Origin of the sequence: Streptomyces litmocidini (assembly GCF_014649755.1) — a bacterium.
GTDB lineage: Bacteria > Actinomycetota > Actinomycetes > Streptomycetales > Streptomycetaceae > Streptomyces > Streptomyces litmocidini.
In genome coordinates, this window is sequence record NZ_BMTQ01000012.1 from 35660 (window position 1) to 61591 (window position 25932).

At 68.9% G+C, this 25932-nt stretch carries 20 protein-coding genes and 2 pseudogenes; 7 read left to right on the plus strand and 15 right to left on the minus strand.

The features are described from left to right. Positions 1-308: 308 nt before the first annotated feature. A complete protein-coding gene (locus IE180_RS24065) occupies positions 309-1145 on the minus strand; it encodes an alpha/beta fold hydrolase (protein WP_190159034.1) in 837 nt (278 codons plus the stop codon). A 480-nt stretch (positions 1146-1625) separates the two neighbouring features. On the opposite strand from IE180_RS24065, the pseudogene IE180_RS37570 reads away from it, so the two are divergent. Further along, positions 1626-1862 (plus strand): annotated as a pseudogene (locus tag IE180_RS37570) (sigma factor); the annotation flags it as partial. 511 nt (positions 1863-2373) lie between these two features. Here IE180_RS37570 and IE180_RS24075 read toward each other — a convergent pair. The 7 genes from IE180_RS24075 to IE180_RS24105 all read right to left on the minus strand — a co-directional run bounded on the left by IE180_RS24075 (position 2374) and on the right by IE180_RS24105 (position 10597). Further along, positions 2374-2847: a Dps family protein gene (locus IE180_RS24075; protein WP_190159035.1), complete on the minus strand. Its 474-nt coding sequence runs from the start codon at positions 2845-2847 to the stop codon at positions 2374-2376. Between the two features lie 960 nt (positions 2848-3807). Beyond that, complete coding sequence (locus IE180_RS36675; RefSeq protein ID WP_229860805.1) at positions 3808-4113, minus strand: hypothetical protein; 306 nt, start codon at positions 4111-4113, stop codon at positions 3808-3810. 206 nt (positions 4114-4319) lie between these two features. Then, on the minus strand, positions 4320-5225 hold the full coding sequence (locus tag IE180_RS24085) for a carbon-nitrogen hydrolase family protein (protein WP_190159036.1): 906 nt from the start codon (positions 5223-5225) through the stop codon (positions 4320-4322). Beyond that, positions 5222-6031, minus strand: a complete 810-nt coding sequence (locus IE180_RS24090; RefSeq protein WP_229860806.1) for an ABC transporter ATP-binding protein — start codon at positions 6029-6031, stop codon at positions 5222-5224. The genes IE180_RS24085 and IE180_RS24090 overlap by 4 nt, the downstream gene beginning before the upstream one ends. Then, positions 6028-8004: a dipeptide/oligopeptide/nickel ABC transporter permease/ATP-binding protein gene (locus IE180_RS24095; RefSeq protein WP_190159038.1), complete on the minus strand. Its 1977-nt coding sequence runs from the start codon at positions 8002-8004 to the stop codon at positions 6028-6030. Before IE180_RS24095 ends, IE180_RS24090 begins: the two co-directional genes overlap by 4 nt. Further along, complete coding sequence (locus tag IE180_RS24100; protein ID WP_190159039.1) at positions 8001-9017, minus strand: ABC transporter permease; 1017 nt, start codon at positions 9015-9017, stop codon at positions 8001-8003. Before IE180_RS24100 ends, IE180_RS24095 begins: the two co-directional genes overlap by 4 nt. After that, on the minus strand, positions 9017-10597 hold the full coding sequence (locus IE180_RS24105) for an ABC transporter substrate-binding protein (RefSeq protein WP_190159040.1): 1581 nt from the start codon (positions 10595-10597) through the stop codon (positions 9017-9019). Before IE180_RS24105 ends, IE180_RS24100 begins: the two co-directional genes overlap by 1 nt. A 133-nt stretch (positions 10598-10730) precedes the next feature. Here IE180_RS24105 and IE180_RS24110 point away from each other — a divergent pair, with 133 nt between their 5' ends. From IE180_RS24110 to IE180_RS24120, 3 genes are all read left to right on the plus strand, one after another. Further along, the gene (locus IE180_RS24110; protein ID WP_190159041.1) at positions 10731-11624 is read left to right on the plus strand and encodes a LysR family transcriptional regulator; all 894 of its coding nucleotides are present in this window, start codon (positions 10731-10733) and stop codon (positions 11622-11624) included. A 486-nt stretch (positions 11625-12110) separates the two neighbouring features. After that, on the plus strand, positions 12111-13937 hold the full coding sequence (locus IE180_RS24115) for a serine hydrolase domain-containing protein (protein WP_190159042.1): 1827 nt from the start codon (positions 12111-12113) through the stop codon (positions 13935-13937). Positions 13938-14160: 223 nt separating this feature from the next. Continuing rightward, positions 14161-14304: a hypothetical protein gene (locus IE180_RS24120; protein ID WP_373302817.1), complete on the plus strand. Its 144-nt coding sequence runs from the start codon at positions 14161-14163 to the stop codon at positions 14302-14304. Positions 14305-15120: 816 nt separating this feature from the next. On the opposite strand, the gene IE180_RS24125 is transcribed toward IE180_RS24120, so the two are convergent. Genes IE180_RS24125 through IE180_RS24135 form a run of 3 tightly spaced genes read right to left on the minus strand, consistent with a single transcriptional unit; the run spans position 15121 to position 17853 of the window. Next, a complete protein-coding gene (locus tag IE180_RS24125; protein ID WP_229860807.1) occupies positions 15121-15579 on the minus strand; it encodes an ATP-binding protein in 459 nt (152 codons plus the stop codon). A 28-nt stretch (positions 15580-15607) separates the two neighbouring features. Next, the gene (locus tag IE180_RS24130) at positions 15608-16978 is read right to left on the minus strand and encodes an APC family permease (RefSeq protein ID WP_190159043.1); all 1371 of its coding nucleotides are present in this window, start codon (positions 16976-16978) and stop codon (positions 15608-15610) included. Further along, positions 16975-17853: a carbon-nitrogen hydrolase family protein gene (locus IE180_RS24135; protein WP_190159044.1), complete on the minus strand. Its 879-nt coding sequence runs from the start codon at positions 17851-17853 to the stop codon at positions 16975-16977. Before IE180_RS24135 ends, IE180_RS24130 begins: the two co-directional genes overlap by 4 nt. Before the next feature lie 607 nt (positions 17854-18460). Here IE180_RS24135 and IE180_RS24140 point away from each other — a divergent pair. After that, entirely contained in the window at positions 18461-19264 is an 804-nt protein-coding gene (locus IE180_RS24140; protein WP_229860808.1) for a hypothetical protein, read from the plus strand. A 361-nt stretch (positions 19265-19625) separates the two neighbouring features. After that, positions 19626-20558, plus strand: a complete 933-nt coding sequence (locus IE180_RS24145) for a transposase family protein (RefSeq protein WP_229860809.1) — start codon at positions 19626-19628, stop codon at positions 20556-20558. 124 nt (positions 20559-20682) lie between these two features. On the opposite strand, the gene IE180_RS24150 is transcribed toward IE180_RS24145, so the two are convergent. After that, positions 20683-21753, minus strand: a complete 1071-nt coding sequence (locus IE180_RS24150) for a hypothetical protein (RefSeq protein WP_190159046.1) — start codon at positions 21751-21753, stop codon at positions 20683-20685. A gap of 163 nt (positions 21754-21916) precedes the next feature. Between IE180_RS24150 and IE180_RS24155 the strand changes: the two are divergent. Further along, positions 21917-22809, plus strand: a pseudogene (locus tag IE180_RS24155) (IS5 family transposase). Between the two features lie 9 nt (positions 22810-22818). On the opposite strand, the gene IE180_RS24160 reads toward IE180_RS24155, so the two are convergent. The 3 genes from IE180_RS24160 to IE180_RS24170 form a co-directional block, all read right to left on the minus strand. After that, positions 22819-23028, minus strand: coding sequence for a hypothetical protein (locus IE180_RS24160; protein WP_229860811.1), 210 nt, complete (start codon positions 23026-23028; stop codon positions 22819-22821). A gap of 173 nt (positions 23029-23201) precedes the next feature. Then, the gene (locus IE180_RS24165) at positions 23202-23681 is read right to left on the minus strand and encodes an ASCH domain-containing protein (protein WP_229860813.1); all 480 of its coding nucleotides are present in this window, start codon (positions 23679-23681) and stop codon (positions 23202-23204) included. Then, positions 23678-25738 (minus strand): GNAT family N-acetyltransferase, encoded by a 2061-nt coding sequence (locus IE180_RS24170; protein WP_190159048.1) that lies wholly within the window; start codon positions 25736-25738, stop codon positions 23678-23680. Before IE180_RS24170 ends, IE180_RS24165 begins: the two co-directional genes overlap by 4 nt. Positions 25739-25932: the final 194 nt, after the last annotated feature.

Below are 25932 nucleotides of genomic sequence, written 5' to 3' on the forward strand. Positions count from 1 at the left end.
GGTGTTCGGTGCCTCTCGATGGGGGTTGTGGTGCGAGGTGGTGGCTCGGGTGTGGTGGGTGGCCGGCGCGGGCCGCGGCCTCGGTCGACCGGTGTCGCATCTGCCGCCCTGGAAACGGTGTCGGGGTGGGCGCGGTTCACGGTCTGGCCGAAAAGGGATTGCTGACGCGACCGGAAGGCAGGGAGCATCAGTGACCTCTTGGTCACGGCCCCGCAGCGGACCCCGCGGGGGCGCGCCCTCGACCGGACGCTCTGCTCGCGGAAGCGCCCGCCGGAACGGCCCTCTGTGCCCGGGTCGGCGGGGCCCGGTCAGCGGACCGTACGGGCCGCCTTCTCCACGATGCGGGTGACGGCGTCGGGGTGTGAGACGGACACCGCGTGGGAGGCGTCGATCTCGGTCGTACGGGCGTGCGCCCGGGCCGACATGAAGCGCTGGGCCTCCACGGGGATGTTCCGGTCCTCGGTGGTGACCAGCGACCAGGAGGGAATCGTCTTCCAGGCGGCACGGGTGGAGTTCTCCTCCAGTGCGGCGGCGGCGATCGGACGCTGCCCGGTGGCCATGAGCCTCGCCTTGTCCGCGGGGACGTCCGCTGCGAACTGCTGGTGGAACTTGTCCGGCTTGATGAAGACGTCGGCTCCCGAGGCTCCGTCGGGAAGCGTGTAGTTCACCGGGGCGATGGCCTGGCCAAGGGTGCTGCCGGGAAACTTGTTCGTCAGGCCCAGCGAGTTCTCGCCCGCGTCGGGCAGGAACGCGGCGATGTAGACGAGCGCCTTGACCTTTTCCTCCAGGCCCGTGGCGGCCTGGCTGATGACGGTGCCTCCGTAGGAATGGCCGACCAGGACCACCGGGCCGTCGATGTGCTCGACGACGCTGCGCAGGTAGGCGGCGTCGGTGGCCGGTCCGCGCAGGGGGTTGGCGGCGGCCACCACCGGGTAGCCGGCGCGCTGCAACCGCTCGACGACCCCGTCCCAGCTGGAGGCGTCGGCGAACGCCCCGTGCTCCAGCACGATCGTCGGCCGGACCGGCTGGCGGGGCGTCGCGCCGGCCGTGCCGGGCAGGGTGACGGCCGTGACGGAAAGGCCCACGGCCGCGACGCCGAGCAGGGTGACCAGACGGGCGGGCCTGGTCGGTCGGGTGAGACGCATCGTCGATGTCCTTCTGTGCGAGGGCTGTCGCCCTGAGGGGGCGGGGCCGGCAAGGCGCACCGGCTCCGGCGAGGAAAACGGCACAACGTCAAATTGCGATCAATTGGGCTGTGCGCAAACAAAACTGGCGTGTGGCTTTGTCCTGGCGGACCGGACGGTGACGGCTCCGGGGCCTGACCGGCCCTGCCGACCGCCGCCACCACAGCCGACGGGGCTGACGCCCGGTCAGGGCTTTCATGTGCCCGGACGTCACTGCTTCCTACGAGCGATGCCGCACCGCGGTTCACCGACGCCGGCGACTTCGGCGTCCGTTCCGGCCCGAGCGGTCACGACCGGCGGCACGGACCGACAAGCGGCGCGACAAGGAGACGACAAGGTTCGCAAAGGGGTCCCGCCGAGTGGGGAGCACTCCCCCGCGCAAGCGGGAGAGCACGCCGCGGAACACTCGAACAGAACGGGGCACCACCCGTGAGCGGGACCATGGAGGCAGGGACGGCCGCCCTCGCTCCGACTCGGGCACACGCCCGGCACGTCGCTTCGGACACCGACCACGACGCCTTCGTGCGAGACGTCTACGAGCGGTACGGGCCCCTGCTCGTCCGGTACGCCGCACGGCTGCTGGACGGTGACCGGCACCGAGCGGAGCACGTCCTCCAGGAGACCGCGGCGCGCGCCTGGAAACGCGCCCCGTTGTCGAGCGCCCGCAGCGAACACGTCCGGCCGTGGCTGTTCACCGTGGTCAGGAACCTGGTCATCGACCATCACCGGGCCCGACAGGTCCGGCCACTGGACCTGACGGCGGTCGAGGACCTCAACGCCTCCTGGGAGGCCACGGAGTCCACGATCACCTCCCCTGCGGTGCTGGAGGCGCTGCGGGAGCTGAAGGAGCAGCACCCGGACCGTCATCCGTCTCGTGTACTGCCTGGAGTGCGGCGTGGCCCAGGCGGCCGAGCACCTCGGCATCCCGCCCGGCACCGTCAAGAGCCGCGCCTTCTGCGCCGTGCGGGCCCTGCGCAAGGCATCGGAGAGGCAGGGCGTGCTCGGCCTGTGGTCACGGCACGGACGGGCGGTGCCGGCGTGCTCCCGGCCCTTCCGCGTATCGGTCCGCTCGCGTTCGGGGAGCTGCGACAGCAACGGGAGAAGACGAGCGAGCGGGATCGAAGAGGGTGCGGAACGTCCGGATCGGCGACCGGCGGACCCCCTGTCCGACAGCGCGCGTCCGACCTCGTCAGGCCCTGTTCTCCGCCTGGAACATCCAGCTCTGCTTCTCCAGTTCGGCCGTCAGGCCGATGAGGAGATCCTGGCTCACGGCGTCCGCCGGGCCGGTCGCCTCGATGCGTTCCCGCACCCTCCCGATGACCGCGGAGAACGTACGCACCAGGGCGTCGACAGCGTCGCCGTCCTTCGTCCAGCCGGACGGGAAGGCGGGCACGCCGCTGGTGCCCGCGATGGTGACCGCCCGACCGTCCGGACTCACTCCCAGCGCAGCCGCGCGTTCGGCCATCGTGTCCGCGTGGTCGCGTGCGATCGTGGCGACCTCGTCGAGCTGGACGTGGACCGACCGAAAACGCGGGCCGTACAGGTTCCAGTGCGCCTGCTTGGCCACCAGGGCCAGATCGAGCAGGTCGACCAGGGTCGCCTGGAGGGCGGCGCCCGCGATCTCGCGGTCGCCCTCCGGAAGCGGGCTGTTGATCATCGTCATGGGTCTGCGGTCCTTCGGGAGTGGCGTCGGCGTCCTGACGAGGAGGCCGACGGGTTGCCGTCTAGATGAACACCGGCCATCACACGCCCCCTCTGGAGCGCCGATGACCTCGACGCTGTGTACGGCCGCAGACCCCAAGGGGTTCAGCTCTTCCGACATACGGCGGCGCATACCGCACGACGCCCGGCCACCTCCGCGCCCCGGACCGAGCCGGCGCGTGCCGCGTCCCCTCGGTGCCGCATCGGCCACGCAGTACCGATCGCACTCCAGAACCGCTCTCGGAGCGGAGTCGACAAACGGCCGCACGCAACGCCCTTCCCGCACACGCGAAGCAACCCCAGGTCAGGCGTCCTTCTTCACCGGCTCCAGAATCGCCACGCACTCCGCGTGGTGCGTCACAAGAAACAGGTCCACATAAAACATGTCGAAGAAAACCGCAGGTCAGCGGCTCACGGGTCGCGAAACAAACACAAGATCAATGCGCATTGTGTGCATGCCGGGCACCACGTGCGCCCTCTGACGCATGTCCGAAGGGCGGCTGGGGCATCGCGCGGCCGAGAATCGCACAGCTGGGCATTCCCAAATGCCTTTTTGCGTCATGGTTGGCAACGACGCCGACTACCCGCCCGGCGACGGCTCCAGTAGGGATGGCTCCGTCCTTCTGCCCGCTGGCACCTGCGAGCGATCCGTGAGTGGGATCGCCCGTAGTCCCGCCCGGTAGCCCGCCGGAGGCGTGAGGCAGCCTCCGGAGTTCTGCACGGGTTCGGCGATGAGCATGGCCACGTTCTCCGGGCCGGCCTCCAGCACCGCCGCTTCGGTCTCGGTCGGCAGCCGACGGGTGAACGCGTCTTCGTCGGTGTCGGTGGTGCGGTAGCGGTTGGTGTTGGGTGCGTGGTCGGCCTCGAAGGCCGACTCGCCGAAAGATTCCTTCAGCTCGATGGCGGCGGGGTGCGCGGTGTTTCACAGCGTGCTGAACGATAGGCGGTTGAGCTGTTGTTCGGCCGTCTTGGCGAACTCGGGCCCGTAGGAGTAGCCGAGCTGGGCGGAGAACAGAGCGGGCAGGCCGTCGATATAGCGGGTCCCGGTCGCGTCGTTGACGCCCTCGGCTCGGTCGGGCGGGAAGATTCCCTGACCGTTGCGCAGGCTTGCGTGTTGGCCGAAATGCAGGAGCAGGTGTTTGCCGGCTGCTTCGCGCAGCCGGTCGGCCTGGTGGGGGTGGCGGGGTGGTGGTCGGGCATGGTGTTCTTCGGGGAGGCCGGCGGGCACATGAGGGGCAGAGGGCAGCCCCTGCGGAGCGGGTTGACGGCCTCAGGCGCAAGGGGCGGCCGCATCTCGTGAGCAGCTGCCGGCCGCTGGAGCGGTATCCGAACGGCGGCTCCGAGAGGGCCCGGCGGCAGAGACTCGGCGCCCGCTGCGGAGCCAGGGCGTCAGTCGCCGGGCTGTCGGTCGCGACCGCGGGACCGCTGGGTGTCTCAGGCTCCTGTCGATCCGGCCCGGGCGGGATGCAGCGGGCCGAGACCGGTCATGATCCGGCCCTTGTCGTAGCCCTCGCTGGCGGGCGGGAAGGGGGGCGGGGCGTCGCGCAGTTGCTTCCACAGGGGGTTCAGGCCGAGGGTGCCGTGTTCACGGGTGGTGGCCACGAGGTCGAGGTCGAGGTGGAAGGTGAGGAACTCCTCGCCTGCGCCGCCCTGGGCCAGCACGCGGCCTTCGGGGTCGGTGGCGACGCTGCGGCCGGTGCCGAAGAGGCCGCCGATGTTCGGGTTGAGGACGTACACCTGGTTGGTGATGGCGTTGGCGCGAGCGAGGACGAGTTCCTGCTCGCGGTCGGATGTGCGGGTGTAGGTGGGCTGGATGATGACCTCGGCGCCCATCCAGGCGAGGGTGCGGGAGATCTCCGGCACCCAGCCGTCGTAGCAGATCGCCAGGCCGAAGCGGCCTACGTGGGGGATGTCGAAGGTGACGTAGGTGTTGCCGGGCACGGAGGTCTCGTACGGCATCCAGGGGAAGATCTTGCGGTACGAGGCCACCACTTCTCCCTGCGGGGAGATGGCGACGGCCGTGTTGTGGACGCCCTTGGCCGACCGCTCCGGGATGCTGCCGGGGACGATCCACAGCCCGGTTTCGGCCGCGAGCCGGCACACCGCGTCGGTGGTGGGGCCCGGGATCGGTTCGGCGAGGCGGTCGAGGTAGCCGGCCGGGTGGCGGGCGTCGAAGCTGCCGAAGGCGCTCAGGTACAGCTCGGGGAAGACCACCAGGTCGATGGACGGGGAGAGGGCTTTGAGGGAGCGCACCTCGCGGCTGAACTTCGCGAAGGTCGCCTGGGGGTCGCCGGTCACGGGTGCGACCTGGGCGAGGGCGACGCCGAGGATTCGGCTCACTGGACGGCTCCTTGTGCGGTGGCGGCTGCGGGTGTGCTCGGCGGGGTGGTGTCCGGTGGGGTGGCGTCCGGTGGGTGGATGCCGGGGACGGCGTCGAGCAGCCTGCGGGTGTAGGGGTGCTGGGGGGAGTCCAGGACCTGGGCGGTGGGCCCGGTCTCGACGAGTTCGCCGTGCAGCATGACGCTGACCCGGTCGGCGATGTGCCGGACCACGCCCAGGTCGTGGGTGATGAGGAGGAAGGCGAGGTCGCTGTGCTCGCGCAGGTCGAGCAGCAGGTTGAGGATCTGGGCCTGGACGGAGACGTCGAGGGCGGAGGTGGGTTCGTCCAGCACCAGCAGCGAGGGTCCGACGGCGAGGGCGCGGGCGATGGCGACGCGCTGGCACTGGCCGCCGGAGAGCTGGTGGGGGTAGCGGGTGAGGACGGTCGCGGGCAGGCCGACGCGTTCGAGTTCCGCGGTGGCGTCGGTCACGGGGCGGCCGGCCTCGCGCAGGGGCTCGGCGATGAGCTGCCGGATGGTCATCCGGGGGTTGAGGGCGGCGTAGGGGTTCTGGAAGACGATCTGTACCTGGTGGCGCAGCCGTCGCAGCTCCTTGCGGCGCAGCCCGGTGAGCGGGCTGCCCGCGATGTGGACGGTGCCGGAGGTGGGCTGGATCAGGCCGAGGACGCAGCGCGCGAGGGTGGTCTTGCCCGAGCCCGACTCACCTACCAGGGCGTGTACTTCGCCTGCGGTGATGGCGAGGTCGACGCCGGCGACGGCGGTGTGCGAGCCGAAGGTCTTGACGAGCTGGCGTACGTCGAGGATCACGCGGGAACTCCCTTCGGCTGGGTGAGGTGGCAGGCGCTGGCCCGCGCTCCGGCGGCGTGGAGGGGCGGCGGGGTGGCGCATGCCTCGGTGGTGTGGGCACAGCGGTCGGCGAAGGGACAGCCGGTGAGCAGGTCGGGGCGGTCCGGCACGCTGCCGGGGATGGCGGGCAGCGCTCTGCCGGGGGCGGCCCGGTCGGGGAGGGCGGCGAGCAGGGCGCGGGTGTAGGGGTGGTCGGGGGTGTCCAGGACGTCGGTCACCGGGCCTGATTCGACGACCTGACCGGCGTAGAGCACGTACATCCGGGTGCAGAGTTCGCGGACCTCGCCCAGGTTGTGGGTGATGTAGAGGACTCCGAAGCCGTGCTCGGCCTGCAGGCGGCGCAGCAGGGAGCGGATCTCCTTGGCGACGGTGACGTCCAGGGCGGTGGTCGGTTCGTCGGCGATGAGCAGATCGGGTCGGCACAGCAGGGCGGCGGCGATCATGACGCGCTGCAGCATGCCGCCGGAGAGCTGGTGGGGGTAGGAGCGCGTGACGCGCTCGGCGTCCAGGCCCACTTCCGTCAGTGCGGTGCTGACCTGCTGGGCCGCTTCGGTCCGGGTGCCGCCCTGGTGGAGGCTTACCAGCCGGGCGAGTTGGCGGCCGAGCGGTGTGACGGGGTCGAAGGAGGCGGCGGGGTTCTGGAAGACCATGGCCACCTTCCGGCCGCGGACCGTGGGGAAGCCGGCGGCCCGCAGGTCCTGGCCCTGGAGTCGGACGGCGCCGGTGGTTTCGGCTCCGGCGGGGAGCATGCCGAGGACGCTGAGGGCGGTCAGGGACTTGCCGCAGCCGCTCTCGCCGACCACCCCCACGACCTCGCCCGCGTGCACATGGAGGGAGACGTCACGTACGACGGCGGCGTCGCCGAGGGTGACGCGCAGCCGGGAGATCTCCAGCAGGGGTGCCGCCTGGCCGTCTGCGCGCTGCGTGTCCGGGCCGGGCGCGGTCTCGTCCTGGGTGGCGGGCAGGGGGCTCGCCGCGTCGGTGGCCTTCCCCTCCGGCCGGCGCCGCAACAGAGCGGCGGCCTGCCCGGCCAGTGTGCGCAGGCCGCGTCGTGCGGTGGCGGAGCGGGCTTCCGTGCGCGGGTCGAACACGTCGCGCAGAGCGTCGCCGAAGAGGTTGAAGGCCAGCACGGTGAGGAGGATCGCCAGGCCCGGGAAGAGCGCCGCCCACCAGTGGGTCTGGAGGTCGCCGCGTGCCTCGGCCACCATCAGGCCCCAGTCCGCCTGCGGCGGGCGGGTGCCCAGGCCGAGGAAGGCCAGTGATCCTGCGGCCAGGATCACCGTGCCGATGTCGACGGTGGCCTGCACCAGGATCGGTGAGACGGCGTTGCGCAGGATGTGCCGGACCATGACGACTCGGTCCTTCAGCCCCAGGGCGCGCGCTCCCTCGACGAAGGGCCGCTCGCGCATGGATGCGGTGATGCCCTGGACCAGCCGGGTGTACCAGGGCCACCAGGCGATGGCCAGCGCGAGGGCGGCGTGCTCCAGGCCGGGGCCGAGGGTGGCCACGATGGCCATGGCGAGCAGCAGGGGCGGGAAGGCCAGGAACATGTCGCACAGCCGCATGATCGCTTCGCCTACGCGCCCGCCGCGGAAGCCTGCGATCAGCCCCAGCGGTACGCCCACCAGCACGGCGAGCCCGACCACGAGGAGCGGTACGGTCAGCGCCGGCCGGGCACCGTAGATGACGCGGCTGAGCACGTCGCGGCCGAGGTTGTCGGTGCCGAGCAGGTGGTCGGCGCCGGGTGGCAGGTGGCGGGCGGCGACTTCGGCCGCTCCGGCGCCCTGATCGGGGTGCGGGGCGAGCCAGGGGGTGAGCAGGGCGGCGGCGACCAGGGCCACGAGCAGCACCAGGCCGATGACGGCGAGCGGGTCGCGGAGCAGGGCGGTGAAGCGGGCGCTGCGCGGGGGGATGGTCTGCGGGCTGTGGCTCATGCCGGCCTCACTCGCGGGTCGAGGCGCGCGTGGACGAGGTCCACCGCGAGGTTGACGAGGACGTAGGCGACGGCGCCGATGAGGGTGACGCCCATGACCGCCGGGTAGTCCAGGCTCAGCAGGCCGGAGGCGGCGTACTGGCCGAGGCCCGGCCAGTCGAAGACCACTTCGACGAAGAACGCGCCGGTCAGGGCGTAGGCGGCGGTCAGGCCGAGCACCGTGACGGTGGGCGGGAGGGCATTGCGCAGGGCGACGCGCCATACGAGGGTGCGTTCGGGGACGCCGTAGGCGCGGCCGACGCGGATGTGGTCCTGCTGGAGCGCTTCCAGCATGCTGGTGCGGGTCATGCGGGCCACGACGCCGAGCGGGTAGGCGGCCAGTGTCAGGGCCGGCAGGATCAGGTGTGCCAAGGTGCTGGCCAGCGCCGCGCCGTTGCCGGTGAGGAGCGCGTCCACCGTGTTCAGTCCGGTGATCGAGTGGATCGGAGCGGTGAACTCCAGGTCGCTGTCGATGCGTCCGGTGGGCGGCAGCAGTCCCAGGCGGCCGAAGACCAGTAGCTGGAGCAGCAGCCCGAGCCAGAAGGCGGGCACCGATACGCCCGCGATGGACAGCAGCCGCACCGCTTGGTCGATCAGTCTGCCGGGCCGCACCGCGGCTATGCAGCCGAGCGTGACGCCCAGCACCAGCGCCACCGCCATGGCGGCGCCGACGAGTTCGAGGGTGGCGGGCAGCCGGTCGCCGAGCTCGCCGAGGACCGGCTGCTTGGTGGCGATCGAGGTGCCCCAGTCCCCGGTCAGCACGTTGCGCAGATACGACAGGTACTGGACCGGCAGCGGCTGGTCGAGGCCGAGGGCGTGTGTCACCCGTTCGACTTCCTCGGGCGTTGCCTTGGCGCCGACGTAGGTGAGGGCGGGGTTGGAGGGGATCACCCGGGCGAGGACGAAGGTGATCGCACTGACCCCGAGCAGGACGAGCAGGGAGCCGCGCAGCCGGCGCAGCAGGAAGCGCGGCATCAGCTGGCTCCGTGGCTCAGCTGGTGGAAGGGGATGGAGAAGGAGTAGTTCGGGTTGCACGCGAAGCCCTTGACCTCGCTGTTCATCACGACGGGGGTGCGCACGTCGTAGAGGAAGGCGCCGGGGGCCTGCTCCAGCAGCCGGCGCTGCGCCTTGCCGTACAGCTCGGCGGCCTTGTCCTGGTCGGTGGCGGTGTGGGTGCCGGCCTCGTCGACGAGCTTGTCGTACGTAGCGTCCTTCCAGTAACTGAGGTTGAAGAAGGGCTTGTCGCTGCTGCGGAAGAGCGAGACCAGGTTGTCCGAGCCGGCGTCGGAATAGGTCGGCCAGTACATCAGCAGGAAGATGTCCTGCGCCGTGGCCGGGTCCGCCTTGGCCTTCTCCCACTGCTGGTTGAACAGGATCGGCTGCAGCTCGACCGACACGCCGACCTTGGCGAAGGAGTCCTTGATCAGCGGGGCGTACTTGGCCTGCTGTGCGTTCTCCGCCGCGTAGCTGAGGGTCAGCTTCAGGCCCTTGCCGCCCTCGTATCCGGCCTCGGTGAGCAGCCGACGGGCGGCTTCCAGGTCGTACGGCGTCTGCGGCAGCTGCTCGTCGTGAGGGAAGGCGCCGGCCGGTACGGGGCCGCGAGCGCGGGCGCCGAATCCTTCGGTGCCCACCTTGACGATGTCGTCGTACGGGATGGCCTGCGCCAATGCCTGGCGTACCTTCACGTTCTTCAGCGGGCCCTTGGTGGTGTTGAAGAAGGCCGTGTGGTTCTGGAAGGTGGGACACTCGGTGACGGTGTAGCCCTTGTCCTTCTTGAACCGGGCGATGTTCTCCAGGGGCAGCGAGCCGGCGTAGTCGACCTGCCCGGACTCGAGCATCTGCTGCTGCGCGGTCGGCTCGGCGGTGATCCTGGCGACGACCGTGCGGTAGCGCTCGCCCTTCCAGCCGCCCCAGTACTTGTCGTACGCCTTGAGGACGACCCTCTTCTTGGCCTGGTACTCCGAGACCCGGTACGGGCCGGTGCCCGCGTCGACACCCTTGGCGAAGTAGTCCTCGCCCCTGGCCAGGGCCTTGGGGCTGACGATCCACGCCCCGTACATGGACGAGGCGATCATGTCGACCGGGGCGGCGCTCTTCAGTTTGAGCACGACCGTGTGCGCGTCCGGTGTCTCGATGGTGTCCAGCGCCGACCAGATGAAGGCTGCGCCGCCGTCCTTGGCGGAGGCTTCCAGGGACGCCTTGACCGCCGCTGCGTTCATGGGCTCGCCGTCGTGGAAGGTGACGCCCTCGCGCAGATGGAAGGTCCACATCTTGGCGTCGGTGGAGGACTCCCAGCGCTCGGCGAGGGCGGGGCGGAAGCGTTCCTTCGAGCCGGGCGGGTTCATCCACAGCAGCGGCTCGTAGACGTTGCTGAGGTAGTAGACCTCGGTGGAGAAGGACTTCACCGGATTCCAGGTCGTGACCTCGGCAGTGGTTGCCACATTGAGGATCTGACCGGCGCTGTCGGTACCGCTGTCGGTACCGGTACAGGCAGAGACGAGCAGACCGCAGGCCACCAGAGCGGCGGCGGCAGGGGTTCTTCGGGGCGTGGCCATGAGTTCGCTCCTCGGGGAAGGCGCATTCGCCGGCTGTTCAGAGTGAGACAACAATGGGCCCGGTGAGCTATAACCCTCAAATACTTGATTGGGTTGACTTTCATGCCTGCGAGGCATGGACAGGAGGTTCGCTATGGAGCTCAGGGTGCTGCGCTACTTCCTGGCGGTCGTCGAGAGCGGCTCGGTGACCAAGGCGGCGGCCGAAGTCCATATCGCCCAGCCCTCGCTCTCCCGCCAGCTGCGGGGACTCGAGACGTCCCTGGGAGTGACACTGTTCGACCGCACGGGCAAGCGGATGGAACTCACGGCGGCCGGCCGCCGTTTCCTGCCCCTCGCCCGGGATCTGGTGACCCGCGCCGACACCGCCCTCGCCGCCGCCGGCTCGCTGGCGTCCGGGCGGGCGATGCGGATCACCGTGGCGGCCCCCGCCACCACCATCACCGATGTGATCGCCCCGTTCCTGGCCACCTGGGGTCCGGAGGACCCCCTGGTCACGGTGCAGGCGGAGAGTCCGGTACGCGCCTACCAGGCCCTCACCCGGGGCGCCGACGTGGCGATCTCCTCAGCCCCGCCGCGCAGCCGCTACGCGGGCCTGCCCGTGGCCCGGCTGCCCGTGTGGGCCTACGTGCCGCCCTCGCACCCCTGGGCAGACCGGGACCGGATCACCATCCAGGAGCTGACCGGTGAGCCGCTGATCGTCCTCACCCTCGCGCACGGCACCCGCCGCATCCTGGACCAGGCGGTACAGGACGCGGGCAGTTACCTCGACATCGTCCTGGAGTGCGACACCCCGCAGGTCGCCCAGGCGATGACGGCCTCGGGACACGGCATCGCCGTCGTCTCCGACGACCCCCGCTTCGGGCTGCACCCCCTGCTGATCATCGACCAGCACGGGGAGCCCCTGCACATCCGGCTGCACGCGGCCTGGGACGCCGGCCACTACGCGCTGCGCACCATCGAGTCCTTCGCCACCGGCCTGGCCCGCTTCTGCGTCGAGCAGTACGGGCCGGAAGCAGCGGGGAGCTGAACAGGCTGAAACAAGGAGGGCATCAACGGCCGGAACGTCCCGGGGACCCGGGTCGCGCACGGTGAGCCTGTCCGGAGGTCGCCCCCGGTCCCGTACTGCAGCGCACGACGCACCCACCCCTCTCGGCCATGCGCTTGCGCCACCGGCAATCGCCGCCTTCCGGTGCATCGAGCTCGTCGAAGACCCACGCGGCGAGCCGCCCCAGCCGCTCCCCGACCCGTGGGCGAGCGTGGTCTTGCCCGGACAGCTGGACCCGGCGACTCGAGCAGCATCGGACCTGGGTGGCAGGTCAGCTGCGGCGTTCTCGGCACGTTCACGCGGACCTGGTTTCCCGTCCACCGACCCCGGCGGTGCGTCGCACTCCGCCGGAGCACCTGCCCCGATGCTTTTCAGACACCGTGGCCAGTCCTGACAGGCATTGGACACCTCTCGCCGCGCGCACCCACCATGCCGCAACAACAGACCCCGCCCGAAAGAGGGACAGCCATGACCTCCCGTCCGCCCACCCGCAGCCCGCGCGGAATGCGATGTCTTGCGACGGCCACGGCACTGCTCACCGCGCTCCTCACCGGCCTGCTCACCGCTCCGTCCCCCGCGGTCGCCGAGAGTGCGCCCCCGGTGCCGGGCGACCCGCTGACCGGCAGCGGCGCCGTGCCCCGCACGGTCCTCACCGCGGCCCAGCTCTCCAGCGCCACGCCCACCGACACCGTCGCCGACAGCGCGTTCGCCCTGCCCGCCGAGGCGGCCCCGCCCGCACACACCTTCGAGGGCACGCTGACCCTCAACGGCACCGCCACGGCCGGCGGCTACCGCAAGCTGAAGGACCCCTACGGCCACTCCGGCGTCGAGGCCACCAAGCACCTCCCCCCGTTCAGCGCCGCCCTCGTACAGAACGGCAGCCACCTCATCCCCACCGTGCGCGGGCTGCGCTACACCGGGAACGCCTCCTGGAACCTCGCCGTGGGAGCCGGCCGGGCCTGGCAGGAAGCCGGCGACGGCGGCCGCACGCGCGCCGCGCTGCCCTTCGCCCTGGTCGAACGGAACGCCAACTGCGTGCACAACGGGGTGCTCTCCTTCCTCTTCGACGCGTCCTCCGTCTCCCAGGTCCGCTACCAGATCACCGCGGAGACCTGCGCCTACCACCAGTTCGACATGTGGGGTCAGGTGGCCGCCACCTACCAGCCGGGCACCGTCCCCGGCGGGGAAGCCGCGCGCGACGCCTACGCGGCCGAGGTCGCCGGCCGGCTGCCCACCAAACCCATCGCACAGCTCGCCACCGACCACCCCGGCGCCGGCGTGGACACCTCGAAGTTCGGCGCGGGAATCACCCCCACCGCGCTGAGCACCTACGGCCTCTACTACGACGGCGTGAACTACGTCGGCGGCTGCCAGACCCGGCAGGGCCAGTACGCGTTCTGCGGGGAGATGCTGCTGCCCTCCTACTCCACCGCCAAGTCCGCCTTCGCCGGTACCGCCCTGCTCCGGCTCGCCCAGCGCTACGGCACCGGAGTCGCGGACCAGCGCCTGACCGACCTGATACCGGAAACCGCCGGGAAGAGCGCCTGGTCGAATGTCACCGTCGACAACGCCCTGGACATGACCACCGGCAACTACACCTCGGCGGGCTTCGAGGTCGACGAGGCGGGCAACACCATGACCGACTTCTTCCTCGCCGAGCCCTACGCCACCAAGATGGACAAGGCGCTGTCCTTCCGTCGCAAGACCACCCCGGGCAGCAAGTGGGTCTACCACACCTCCGACACCTTTCTGGCAGCCCGTGCCATGAACAACTACCTCCAGAACCGGGCGGGTTCCGGCACGGACCTGTTCGACATGCTCCGCGACGAGGTCCTCACCCCGATCGGCATCAGCCCGGAAGCCCGCGTCTCCTCCCGTACGGACAACAGCGCGGACGGCGTCCCCTTCGGCGGGTACGGGATGTTCTGGACCAAGGACGACGTCGCCAAGTTCGCCAAGTTCCTGAACAACGACGGCGGCGCGGTGGCCGGAACCCAGGTGCTGCACCCGGGCCTGCTGGCCGACTCCATGCAGCAGAACCCGACCCGGCGCGGCGCCACCACCACGGGCACCACACCGATGCACTACCAGAACGGCTTCTGGGGCCAGGAGTTCACGGCCGCGGACGACCCCGCCTTCACCCAGCCGTTCCACGTACCGTTCATGTCCGGATACGGAGGCATCACCATCGCGATGATGCCCAACGGCTCCACGTACTACTACTTCAGCGACAACAACGAGTTCTCCTGGAGCGCGGCGGTGGCCGAGTCCAACAAGCTCGCCCCCATGGTCTGACCCACGGGCGGGCTGCGGACCCCGCCCGCCGAGGCCGGAGTTCTCGTCTTCTTCCGAGCGTCGAACCCATGGCAGGGTCGCGCGCGCCGGCCGGCCGGTCTCAACAGTCCGGTGAACCGCTCGTTGACCGAGGAACTCCGGCTCGGCGCGTACGACCTGGCAGTCCGAGCAGCGCCCCCGCCTCTCCCCAGAGGCCGGGGCGCCTCTTCGTGCCCGCCACCACATGCTCCTGCTGTCGCACGACTGCGCCCTCGCCTGCCGCTGCCCCGGGCCCCGGCCCGTCTGCATCGGCTTCGGGAGCATGGCGTCCGGTGACGGGGAGCGGCAGAGCGAGATCGCCGTGCGAGCCTGCGCCGCGCCGGGCTGAGCGGCACCCTCCAGGCCGGCAGTGCCGGACCGGCCGCAGACGTGGCCGAGGACGGGCGGGCCAGATCCTCAAGGCCTGGGGCGGGTCAGGTCCTCAAGGCCTGGGCACAGATCGGGTGACCGTCCGCGAGGCGGATGGGCATGTCCCCCCTGCGCGTCGGACACGCTGAAAAGGGATCCGCATGATCCCAAAAAACAAAAAGACCGCCGATGGCGGTTAGGGCTACCCGGACTGACTCAGGTCCGGCGCCATAGCCCTATACGAGTCCACGCCCGGGGCGACGTACAAGGACATCGCCACCGACCTGAGCGTCGACCGGGCCACCCTGCGTGAGTGGGTGCCGCGTGGCCGGCAACGGCCGCGTCGCCGCCGTTGCCACGTCCGCGGCCGTCTGCCCGGCCGGCATGGCCGGACAGACGGCCTCGTCCACCGATCCGGACGGGCACATCCGGCAGCTGGAGGCTCGGGGGCCGAGCTCGAGGCGAGGGAGCGGGAGCCGGCGACCGAGCGGGACGCACTCCGCACGGCGGCCCGGCATTTCGCCGGGAGGCCGGCGGGTGAGTCGCTTCCCGTGCGTCGCCGACCACCGGGACGCCTGCGGCGTGAAGCCACCTGCGAGGACTTGGACCTGGACCGTTCCGGCTCCTCCACGTGGCTCACCGGCAGGAACGGAAGGGCGTCCCGGCAGGGCGACGGCATCTGGCCGGTCGCGGTGACCGGGCAGCGGTCAAGCGGACCGAAGTCCCCGGACTCCGGAACGCGGAGGTCCAGCTCCTCCACCGAGAGGTTCTGCTCGAAAGTGGTCGTCGAGGGTGGTCAACGACGAGGGCCTGCCGTCAGGGCGAGTACGGCGATGACGATCTTTCCGTACTCGGCCTCCTCGACCGACCAGGCGCTGGCGAGGCTGTCCACGATGAACAGGCCGCGCCCGCTCGCGGCCACCGTCGCCTCGTCGACAGACGAGTTCGAAGGCCGGACGGGGACGGCGGTGATGTCGGCCCCGCGGTCGACGACGCCCAATGCCGCACCGAACTCGTAGGCCTCCACCCTGAGGAGGACCGCGCCGCTGCTGTGCTGGATGGCGTTGGCGATGAGTTCGCTGGCCACCAGCATGGCGTCGAAGAGCCGGTCCTCCGCCTTGCCGTCCAGGACGTCGGCCAGGACCGTACGGGCGGCGCGCTGCGGAGCATCGAGTCCGTCGAGCACTACATCACGCTGGACCAGCAGGTCTCCGAGGGTCCGGTCATGCACCAGTTCAGCAGTTGTCGTGGGCATCGTCGTCTCCTCGCATCTGGAGGGGTCGCTACACGGTGGCGCTGTCCGTGGCCGCGGTGTCGTCGTCGAAGGTCATCTCCGGTGCGGGTCGGCGGAAGCCCTTGGTCAGGAAGGCCAGGTAGACGACGCCGATCGCCAGCCAGACGCCGCCGATCTGGAGTGCGACGTGATCGAGCCGCGTGAGCAGGTAGAGGGAGACACCGACGCCGATGGCCGGCATCACCAGATAGGAGAAAAGGTTGTGGGTGTGGCCGCGCCTGCGCTCCCGGACCAGGTGGGCGATCACACAGACGTTGACCAGGGCGAATCCGAGGAAAGCACCGAAGTTGATGAACGACGTGGCTGTGGTCAGGTCGAGCTTCATGGCGATGACACCTGCGACCGCGGTCAGCAGCAGGTTAAGGACGGGCGTGCCGGTCTTCCCCGACAGCTTGCCGAAGATCGCCTTGGGCAGTGCGCCGTCACGTCCCATGACGTACATGAGGCGCGCAGCCGAGGCTTGCAGGGCGATACAGGAGGCGATGGATCCGGCAATGGTGACGAAGTTGATCACCTCGGCGTACGTCTGGCCGCCGACCTGGACCTTCAGGTGATAGGCGGCCGCGTCAACGTCGACGAACGTCGCGCCGGGGTGAACCAGCTGCATCACGAAGGACAGCACGATGAAGATCGCTCCGGCGGCGATGACGCAGCCGATGATGCCGCGGCCGATCGTCCGCGCCCCGCCCCTGGCCTCCTCCCCCAGCGTCGAGACGGCGTCGAAGCCGAGGAAGGAGTACGCGGCGATGGCAGCGGCCGCTGTGACCGCGCCGATCGACGTGCCGGAGTTCCACAGGGCGTCCGTGGCGGGGGCGGACGAGCCATGCTTGCCGAGGAAGACGACGCACAGGGTGGCGAAGAGGACCAGCGACCCCAGAGCGATGAACATCAGGACCTTGTTGACGCGGTCCGCGAGCTTCATGCCGAAGACGTTGATGGCGGTGGTGATGCTCACCGAGACGATCAGCCAGACCCACTTGGGTATGTCGGGGAACTGGGCGTTGAAGTAGATCGCCGTGATCAGCCAGCCGACCATCGGGATGAAGAAGTAGTCGAGCAGCATCGCCCAGCCGGACAGGAAACCGATGCGGCTGTCGAGCATCTTGCGGGCGTAGGTGTAGACCGACCCCGCGCCGGGCACGGCACGTGCCATCTTCGCGTAACTGAGCCCGGTGAGCAGCATCGCGACGGTGGCGAAGGCGAACGCGGTGGGGGCCACGCCGCCGCTGGTGGCGGCGACCACGCCGAAGACCGTGACCACGATGCCAGGGGAGATGTATGCCAGGCCGAACAGGACGACGGAGAAGAGGCTCAGGTCGCCCTTCAGCCTCATGCTGTTCCCGGTGGTCTCGCTGTTCATCGTGGGGGCTCCTCGGTGATGGGGGCGGCGTTCCAGGTGGCGGGGTCGATGCGGCCCCCGTACAGCGGGAGGTCGAGGGCTGGGTCGCCGGGGCGGAACTGGTCCCAGATCCGGTTGAGGCCGGCGGTGCCGTAGCGGCGGACGTTGCTCACCTCGTCGAGGTCGATGACGTCGGTGAGTGTGGAGTCGCCGGCATCGACGGTTTCGGCGCGCACCGTGCCCTGGGGATCGATGACGAGGCTGCGGCCGATCCCGGAGGGGGCAGCGGAATTGACGCTGGCGACGAAGACCTGATTGGCGATGGCGTTGGCGCGGTTGAGGACGACTTCTTGTGCGCGGTCGCTCGTCGGCGTGCGGACCACGTTGACGATCAGCTCGGCGCCCATCCAGGCCAGGTGGCGGGAGATCTCCGGGAACCAGGTGTCGTAGCAGATGGACAGTCCGATACGGCCGACCCCGGCGAGGTCGACGACCTCGAACCGGTTGCCGGGCACGGTCGTCTCGTACGGGCGCCACGGACAGATCTTGCGGTACGCGGCGAGGCGCTCGCCCTGTGGCGAATAGACGGGTGTCGTGTTGTGGACGCGGTCGCCGGTGCCTCGCTCGTAGATGCTGCCGGGTACCAGCCAGATGCCCAGATCCCCCGCGAGCTCGGCGAAGACCGCGTCGCGTTTGCCGTCGAGCGGCTCGGCCGCCTGCTCCGGGTCGGCCGGGACGCCGGGGGCGCTCTCGCCGAGGTGCAGTTCGGGGTAGACGACGAGGGCGCCAGGTGCGCGCAGTTTCACGCGCCGCTCTACGTCGGCGGTAAAGCCTGCGAGGTCGTCGGCCGGGCGACCGGGCGCCTGGGCGAGGATCAGGGGCAGGGGGCGGGCCATGCGGGAACACCAGCCAATCGAAGGGTGCATTTTACCCGGAGAAGTCGACGGAGATTCGGTCTCCGATAACCAAGAGTTCCGGTGAAATAAGAATGCGACCAATCAGCCATAGCCTCAAATACTTGGAAGGGCTGATTAACATGCCTTTGAGGCATGAGGGTGCCACACCTTCCGCGCCTCCCGAGGGGACACCGCCACAGAGATCCGAGTGCTGCGCACATTCCTGAGCACCGCGGTGTTCCGCCATCAAGGCCGCCGAGGCGATCGGCGCCGCCCCGCCCTCGCTGCCGCGGCGCCGCCGCCACCACCGGCATGCTCACCAGGCTTCGGCCACCCGAGATTCGGTGGCTCCCCGCTCAACATATCGATGTGTAACGTATGGATTGCACGGTGTAATCGGTAACGATCTCAGCGCACGCCTTGCGTTACGACTCGTAACCTTTAGCCTCCGTGCATGGCATTTCTCTCAAGTCGCCGCAGACGAGCGCGTATTGCCCTGGAACTAGACGACGATGCCCTCGGCCGGCTGCTGAAGTCCCTCCAAGCGACGCCGAATACGGGCGCGATCGGGACGACGGACCTGTACATGGCTCAGATATCCCGTCTCTTGAACCGAAGCCGGGCCGACTGGGACCGCCGCGCCCATCAGCTCTCCGTGCTGGCGTACCGCCTGTCCGAATCGCATGGGCCCCGCGCCTGGGCCTCTCGTGAGCCGCGCAACGCGACCGCGCTCGTCCTCTCCGCTTGGGCGCAGCTGGAACGCGGACGCTCCCGGGGACGCCTGGAGGACGCTGCCGGCATCGCCGACAGCTGTCTGCGCGCCGCCGAACTAGCGCCGGAGGACCCCACTCCCTGGGTGGTCATGCTGGGGCTCTCGCGGCTGGAGCGCCGCAGTCAGCCGGAGGTGTTCGGCCTGTGGAACGAGGTGCTGGCCCGCGACCGCTGGAACCGCGAGGCGTATCTGAGCATGCTGCGCTATCTGGGGCCGGAGGAGATGGGATCGCGCAGCCAGGTACTGGACTTCGTCGATGCGATCCGCGCCCGCATACCCACGAACGCGCCCTGCGCGGCCACCGAGATGACCGCCCAGGTTCTGCAGTACCAATCCGTCCTCGCCCTGGGCGGAGTCGAGGCGCTGATGGCACGCAACCACTGGTCCCACGCATCGGCCGCGCAGGCCCTCGACCGTGCGGCACACACCTGGGCCCAGCCCGGGTTCTTTCACCACGCGGCAGCCCTCGCCGACCTGAACCTGCTGGCCTACGCACTGACGGCCGCCGAGCGGCGCGGCGAGGCCCGCCTGGTCTTCGAGGCGATCAACGGCATGGTCACGGCCTGGCCCTGGAGCGTCGGAGGTGACCCGGTGTCCGAGTTCGAGAAGGCGCGGAGCAGGAGCGGGACTGGCACGTGAGTTGCCGGGCCCCTCACCTTCGGCTTGGAAGGCCGGACAGCTCTTGACGGCTGAGCAACGTGCGAGGGGCCAGGCATCCGCCGGGGCCTCTCCCACGAGTCATCAGCGGGGTACGCGATCTCTCCGTGGGCTTGAGTAGCGGGATCCTCCGTTGCCGGGAGACACCCAACGCCGCTTTCCCTGCATCGGCCGCTACCCCGGCCTTGCCATGCTCTGGCACGACCGACCCGACGCTCTCAGGCCCTTCTTCGGCATGGAACCCATACGGCCCCTGACGCAACATGGACCGGCCCCCGCCTAACGAGCTCGTGCATGGTTGGCGATGCGGTGCTGGATCTTGATCCCTGATCATGTTCTTGTGGTGGGGACAGCGACTCGTGCAGCGATCATCAGCGATCGGCGGATCACAGGTTTGTCGGCCGATGTGATCGCCGAACTCGTTGCCGAGGTAGGTCCGTTATGGCATGAACGGCATCAGGCGAGACTGGAGGCTAGGCCACGCAAGCGGGCCGTGGGCGCCGGCGCAAAGCACCAGCTGGTCTTTGTAGATCGGCTCCTTGCCACGCTCGTCCACCTTCGCCACGGAGCCACTCACGACGTGCTGGCCTGCTGGTTCGGCGTCGACCGGTCCACAATCACCCGCGCTATCGGCGAGGTGCGGCCGCTGCTCGCAACCCTCGGCTGCACCATCGCCACCGGCGTCCGGCTCCGCACCTTGGCCGAAGTCGTCGACCACCTCGGCGCCAGCGGACAGACCGGGATCATCGACGGCACCGAGATCCGGGTTCGACGGCCCGCCGCCGGCCGCAAAGACCGAGAGAAGTTCATCTCCGGCAAGAACAAGCAGAACGCCGTCAAGGCCATGGTCCTCACCGACGCCAGTGGCAAGCTCCTGTTCTGCAGTCCCGCCCAGCCGGCGAGCTGTGCCGACATCACCCATGCCCGACAGTTAGGCCTGGTCAAGCACCTTACCAAGGGCCCGGCCGTGGAGATCCTCGCCGACGGCGGCTACCAGGGCCTGGGCGCTCAGACCGGCGGCCGCGTAGTCACACCGCCGCACCGCAAGTTCAAGAAGAACCCGCCGGACTGGTACGAGGAGATCTACGAACGCCAACGCAAGGCGCACTCCTCACGCCGGATCCGGGTCGAGCACGGCATCGCACACCTCAAGAACTGCCGAGCACTCGCCCGCCACCACGGTCGACGCGAGCACATGAGCGACACGATCCAAGCTATCGCCGGACTGCTCTCACACCAGCAGACCGCCACCCGCGGGGTGCGTCAGCCACGGTGACCACCGCGCCGACCTGCACCTTTCGACGTGCCACCGCCAACCATGCACGAGCTCGTTAGCACGGCGTGCTGAACGCCCTTTGGGAGACCTTCTTCGAGCGGGTGCCCGGCCGTAAACGCGCGGATCACATACGCGTCACGCGGGAGCTATCGACCGGCTCGTAAGAGCGGATTTCTCCTTCGGAGACTTCGATGATGAGCGAACTGGTCACGCGTACGTCGTCTACGGGGTGCCAGCCCATCTCGACGCCGCCATCCACTGTGAGTTCATAGGTAGAGACGTTTAGGTCGGCACGGAACGTAACGGTCGCCTCCAGCGTGGCGTTTCGAGGATCATCGCCGGCTTCCTCTCCCGTCGCGGCGTACTCCATGCGGATGTCCGACACATCGAGCACCTCATACACCTGGCGCAGGGTGACGTCATTCAGTTCGGGCTGGTGTTGGTGGCTGCCGGCCAGCAGCAGCTCCTCATCGGCCTCGAAGCCGCCGAGATCCATCTCCGGTTCGACCCAGTCGTGATGAGTCTCGTTTGAGTCGGCTACCAGTGAGGAGAAGTAGTGGGTGATCCTGCGCTCCAGTACCTGCGGGCTCTGCACCAGCCTGAACAGCGCCTGGTTGAAGTCCTTCCAGTTCATCCTCTGGGGAGGAGCCACTCCGAGAGCCTTGCAGGCGACCTGTACATCGCCGTCCTGGCTGAGCAGGGCGACACCGTCGAACGAGCCACCAGCCTTCACTAGGACGTCCCGCAGCCAGGCGGAGTCGGAACCCCCGGTCTTGACTCCCTGCTTTTTCCGGCCGGGCCCCGTCTGCATGATCTGGTCCCTCAGTCCAGCGCGTGCCGCGTCTCCGCTTAGCTCCACGATCGTGACGCCCGGCACGACTTTTAGCTCCCTGAGAAAGTCCTCGGCGACACCCTGGCCGTCCGAAGGCAGTACCGGGGGCTGCACCTTGATGCCTGCCGCAGACATCATCTTCACTGCGGACTTCGCTGCGACGCGGAATGTCTCGACCTCGCGGACGAGGTGCTCCGCCCACTCCAGGGCCACGAGCTCCGGCACCCATGTCTCAACTCCTGCGTCTGCTGCCAGGGCCGCGATCCGCCGCACCTTCCCTAGATGAGGGAGTCCGTTGCCGAGCGCGTTAGCGTCGAAGATGATCGCGCGGAGAGGGTCCGGCAGGGCGGGTGAAGTATCCATGCGCACATCCTGACAAGGCGAAGGCTTGCTCAGCGGGGGTTTTGAGAATCGCCCCGAGCGGCACCCACTAGGACTTGTCCGGTCGATCATGTGACTACCGCGCGGTCGTGTCGTTGATGGGGTCATGGGGCGGGGCGATCTGACGGATGCCGAGTGAAAACGGCTGCGGCCGTTCCTCCCGGTCAGCAACAGGCGTTGCGGCAGGTGGAGGGATCACCGGCAGGTGATCGACGGGATTCTGCACCGAGTGCGGACCGGCGTTCAGTGGCGTGACCTGCCCGAACGGTTCGGCCCGTGGAAGACCGTCTACGAACGCCACCGCCTATGGTCGGCCGACGGAACCTGGGAACGCCTGCTCCAGCAGGTTCAGGCGGAGGCCGACGCAGCCGGGGAGATCGACTGGGACATCTCGGTCGACTCCACCATCGTGCGGGCACATCAGCACGCTGCCGGCGCCCGCACCGAACCACCGCCGCCTCCCGCCTCAAAAGGGGCCGAACTGGCGGAACACCAGGACGAAACGCCGTGGCAGAGCCTCGTCGCCCGCCTGGTGGAGGTGGTGAGGGAGGTGAGGGCCTGGGCCGCTCGCGGGGCGGGTTCACCACCAAGCTCCACCTGAGCGCGGACGGCCGCTGCCGCCCGCTGTCCCTGATCGTCACACCTGGCCAGCGGGCGGACTGCACGCAGTTCAAGCCAGTGCTGGAGAAGATCCGCGTGCCCCGGCCCGGGCCGGGCAGGCCCCGCAAGAAGCCGGACAGCCTCGCGGCCGACAAGGCTTACAGCAACGGCCCCTGCCGCGAGTATCTGCGGCACCGGGGCATCCGGCACACGATTCCGGAGAAGACCGACAGCCAGGCCGCCCGCCAGCGCAAAGGCTCACGCGGCGGACGGCCACCTGGCTTCGACGAAGAGCGGTACAAGAAACGCAACACCGTTGAACGGGCGATCAACCGCTTGAAGCAGCACCGGGCCGTCGCCACTCGCTACGACAAGCGCGGCTACGTCTTCCTCGGTACCGCGACTGCCGCAGCCCTCGTCATCTGGCTCCGTTCGTGAAGACCAGAATCAGTCCTCATCCTCAGGCAGGTGGAAGTAGACGGTCCCCGACCGCCAGGGGCCGTGCTCGGTCATCTCCGACGCGATGACCACGTCCTGGATCTCGGCGGGGCCCAACGCCTCGATGGAATCCGCGAGCCGCCGCAAGAGCGCCGGAACACTGTCACAGCCGGGGCCAGCGGGGTTGGCCTGTGAGAAGTGGCGCACGGTCCAATGCATTGGCTTATCCATCACGGATGGATCGTAAGACCTGCCATCGCTTGAACTGTGATCGACCGGACAAGTCCTAGCCCCGCTACTCCACACTGCACATGACGACCAATCAGGCAACCGGCGAGCGTGACCCACCGCCTGCCGTCGACACAACGCCCGCGCATCGTGAGCATGCGAGCTTAGGCAGGCGTTAGGTCGTTTATCGCTCCCTTAAGGGCCGCCGCGGTCATCGGCGCGACCTCAACAACCTTCCGAAGGTCTTCACTGGTCAAGTACCGGTAACTCTGCGGTGGATGGAACGATCCAGAGGCTCGCAGCGCGGCCAGCGGCACCGGGTCCTCGAAAGTGACCGGTTCTTCCAGGGCCAGACCGCTGGCCTGAGTCGCTCCGGTCATGTACTCGTCGTACTCACGCCGACTGATACCGGCGCTCATGCGACTGACCGACCAGACCTCCCTAGGGGAGGCCACCTGCACAGAAGCGATCCGAGCCATGCCCACGATAGCCATCGTGGGCGCGGTCGCATAGAGGAGTACTGGCGTTCCAGGCGGGGCGGCGACGCGCTGCCGGCGGACCTCCACCGTCTTGGTCCCAGCCAGGATCGCTGTGGCAAACCGAGGGTGGACGGACAGCAGCATCGCGCGCTCCGGATCACTCACGTCTTTCGGTGCCCCTCTTCGTACATGGCCTGGAACAGCGCGTTGCTGATCTTCGATAGCTGCATCGGCGGTACCCACCGTAGCCCCAGCCCCTTGGCCAACGCGGTCACTCGTGCATGCGTCACCTGTACGGGAAAGATCTCCGTGTCCGAAAACCTCAACGCCATGGCCTTGCCCGACACATCGGCTGCGGCACGCACTTCGGCATGACCATATACGCCCAGGTGTTCGAATCGCGAGAAGAGGGTGTCGGGGTCGTCGATGACCACCTCGTCGAGGCGCGAGCAGCCGATGACCATCTTGCCCTGCTGCCCGGAAGTTCCCTCGCTGACGTACCACAGGATCCGGGCGGGAACGCTCTCTCCTCGGTGTCCGGACGAGCGGTAGTAGACGTGCTCGCGGCTGATGCCCAGGACGTCATCCCGGGGAACGAGCATGGCCGGAACGTCGAAGAGCTCCGTGGACCAGCGCGGCTTGATTGGTGCGATGAAGGAGGGCAGGGCCGTGTCGATCACTTTGGCCGGCCACCACACCCGCTCGGCCATGCTCGCGATCTCGGGCGACACGCGATCATCCAGCCGTGGCGTCGATCGCCTCATCCGGACCGCTATCTCCGCTGCCTTCTCCGAGACGACCTCAGCAGGTCCGCAGACGTCGACCAAGAGTGCGGTGAAGCCGCTCTCGTCCTCGGTGAAGCCGTCGGCACCGGCAGCCGACATTGCTACCGGCGATAGGAACGGATCGGTGATACGGACCGCCTGCGCCCCTCGCTCTCGGCCGAGCCGCTTGAGCATGAAAAGCAGTTGCCGTGCAAGTGTCTCCTCCAGCGGGTGCGATGCCGTGCGGAGGAACGCGACGTTCAGCGTGCGGCCGTCCATGGCCCAGGCGTAGAGGGCTACCGGATATCCCTCTCCGTCTCGGAGCAGCTCCCTGCGCCACAGCACCCCGTCATCGGCGAGACTTTTCAGCCGCTCCGCGAAGGCCGTTCCACGGTCGCCCTCAGCCTGATCGAAGAAGGCAACCAGCCCTCCTTCACTGCCTGGCACGATCTCCTCGGCGGAGAAGGCAGTGCCCATGAGATCCGCAGGACGGTACACCTGGGCCTGGCGCAGTTCGTCCACATGCAGCGTGACCACCGCCGGGGAGACGATCTTGACTCGTGCGACGTCCCAGGCGATGTCCGCCAGAGCCGCCAGTGCGGGATCGCGCGTCACCAGTACCTGGAGCCCGGCACACGACGTCTCGGCCACGTAGCGCAAGCGGGCGCGCTGCCGGCCATCGAGGGGAACATCAGGCAGCTCCTTCCCCGCTGCCGCGGCCAGCTCCTCCAAGCGGACGGCAACGGCAGCACTGTCGGGAGACAAGGACCGCAGCTCGGCGAGCCCCGCACGCTGATGGGTGCGCGCCTCACGCTCCTCGACATCACGCACGTCGTGCAGAAGCTGCGGAGTGAACGCGAGCTCGATCAAGTCGGCAAGCCATCCCGCTTCGAGAGCACGCGACTCCTCAACAGCGCGTTCCGTCCCCGTACCGCGCAGCCCGGCGAACACTCCATGGTCCACGGTCACCACCAGCAGCGCATCGCTCTGGGCCTCGGTGAACAGGTCCTCGTGCCCCAGATCGAGCCACCAGCTGTCCAGCGTCTCCTTGTCCTTGCCCCGCCCCAGGCTCTCTCCCCTGGGAACGAAGCCCAGCGCCGTCCACATGTCGCTGAGCCCGTAGTCGCGTCGGCACTTCGCACGGATGCCGAGCCGATGAGCGTTCCTCGCGCAGATCGCCTCGATCAACTCACGAGCGACACCCTTGCCTCGGTGTTCCTCTGCCACGCACAAGTGAGCCAGCCGCACATGCAGACTCCGTTTGGGCAGCCCGAAGAGCGCGTAGCCGACCACCTCCTCGCCATCCATGGCCACCAGCAGGCCGTCGTCCTCAGCATGCTTACGGTAGGCAGGCGGCGTCAGCAGCCCCAGATACTTCGTGTACCGGTTACCCAAAGCGATGATCGCGTCCAGCAGCTCCGACTGCTCCGCAGACACCGGCAACACTCTGATCGCCATGTTCCCCCTCCGGTTCCTTCAACCGACAATGCCCCAGGACGGCATACTGCCCAACAGCGTCAGTGGCGAGCCACCAATTGATCAAAATCGGCTAACTGGCGGGAATCCGTCTGCTCTTGTTTCGTTCAAGTGGATGGGCAGCGGTGTTGGGTTTGCGCCTGGCGGCGGCTTGACCGGGACCATCGGTTGCTCGT

Excerpts from the sequence above, each read along its gene's own strand:
- IE180_RS24065 (WP_190159034.1), bottom strand. The coding sequence starts at position 1,145 with ATGCGTCTCACCCGACCGACCAGGCCCGCCCGTCTGGTCACCCTGCTC.
- IE180_RS24075 (WP_190159035.1), bottom strand. The coding sequence starts at position 2,847 with ATGACGATGATCAACAGCCCGCTTCCGGAGGGCGACCGCGAGATCGCG.
- IE180_RS24095 (WP_190159038.1), bottom strand. The coding sequence starts at position 8,004 with ATGAGCCACAGCCCGCAGACCATCCCCCCGCGCAGCGCCCGCTTCACC.
- IE180_RS24100 (WP_190159039.1), bottom strand. The coding sequence starts at position 9,017 with ATGCCGCGCTTCCTGCTGCGCCGGCTGCGCGGCTCCCTGCTCGTCCTG.
- IE180_RS24105 (WP_190159040.1), bottom strand. The coding sequence starts at position 10,597 with ATGGCCACGCCCCGAAGAACCCCTGCCGCCGCCGCTCTGGTGGCCTGC.
- IE180_RS24110 (WP_190159041.1), top strand. The coding sequence starts at position 10,731 with ATGGAGCTCAGGGTGCTGCGCTACTTCCTGGCGGTCGTCGAGAGCGGC.
- IE180_RS24115 (WP_190159042.1), top strand. The coding sequence starts at position 12,111 with ATGACCTCCCGTCCGCCCACCCGCAGCCCGCGCGGAATGCGATGTCTT.
- IE180_RS24120 (WP_373302817.1), top strand. The coding sequence starts at position 14,161 with ATGCTCCTGCTGTCGCACGACTGCGCCCTCGCCTGCCGCTGCCCCGGG.
- IE180_RS24125 (WP_229860807.1), bottom strand. The coding sequence starts at position 15,579 with ATGCCCACGACAACTGCTGAACTGGTGCATGACCGGACCCTCGGAGAC.
- IE180_RS24130 (WP_190159043.1), bottom strand. The coding sequence starts at position 16,978 with ATGAACAGCGAGACCACCGGGAACAGCATGAGGCTGAAGGGCGACCTG.
- IE180_RS24135 (WP_190159044.1), bottom strand. The coding sequence starts at position 17,853 with ATGGCCCGCCCCCTGCCCCTGATCCTCGCCCAGGCGCCCGGTCGCCCG.
- IE180_RS24150 (WP_190159046.1), bottom strand. The coding sequence starts at position 21,753 with ATGGATACTTCACCCGCCCTGCCGGACCCTCTCCGCGCGATCATCTTC.
- IE180_RS24160 (WP_229860811.1), bottom strand. The coding sequence starts at position 23,028 with ATGCATTGGACCGTGCGCCACTTCTCACAGGCCAACCCCGCTGGCCCC.
- IE180_RS24170 (WP_190159048.1), bottom strand. The coding sequence starts at position 25,738 with ATGGCGATCAGAGTGTTGCCGGTGTCTGCGGAGCAGTCGGAGCTGCTG.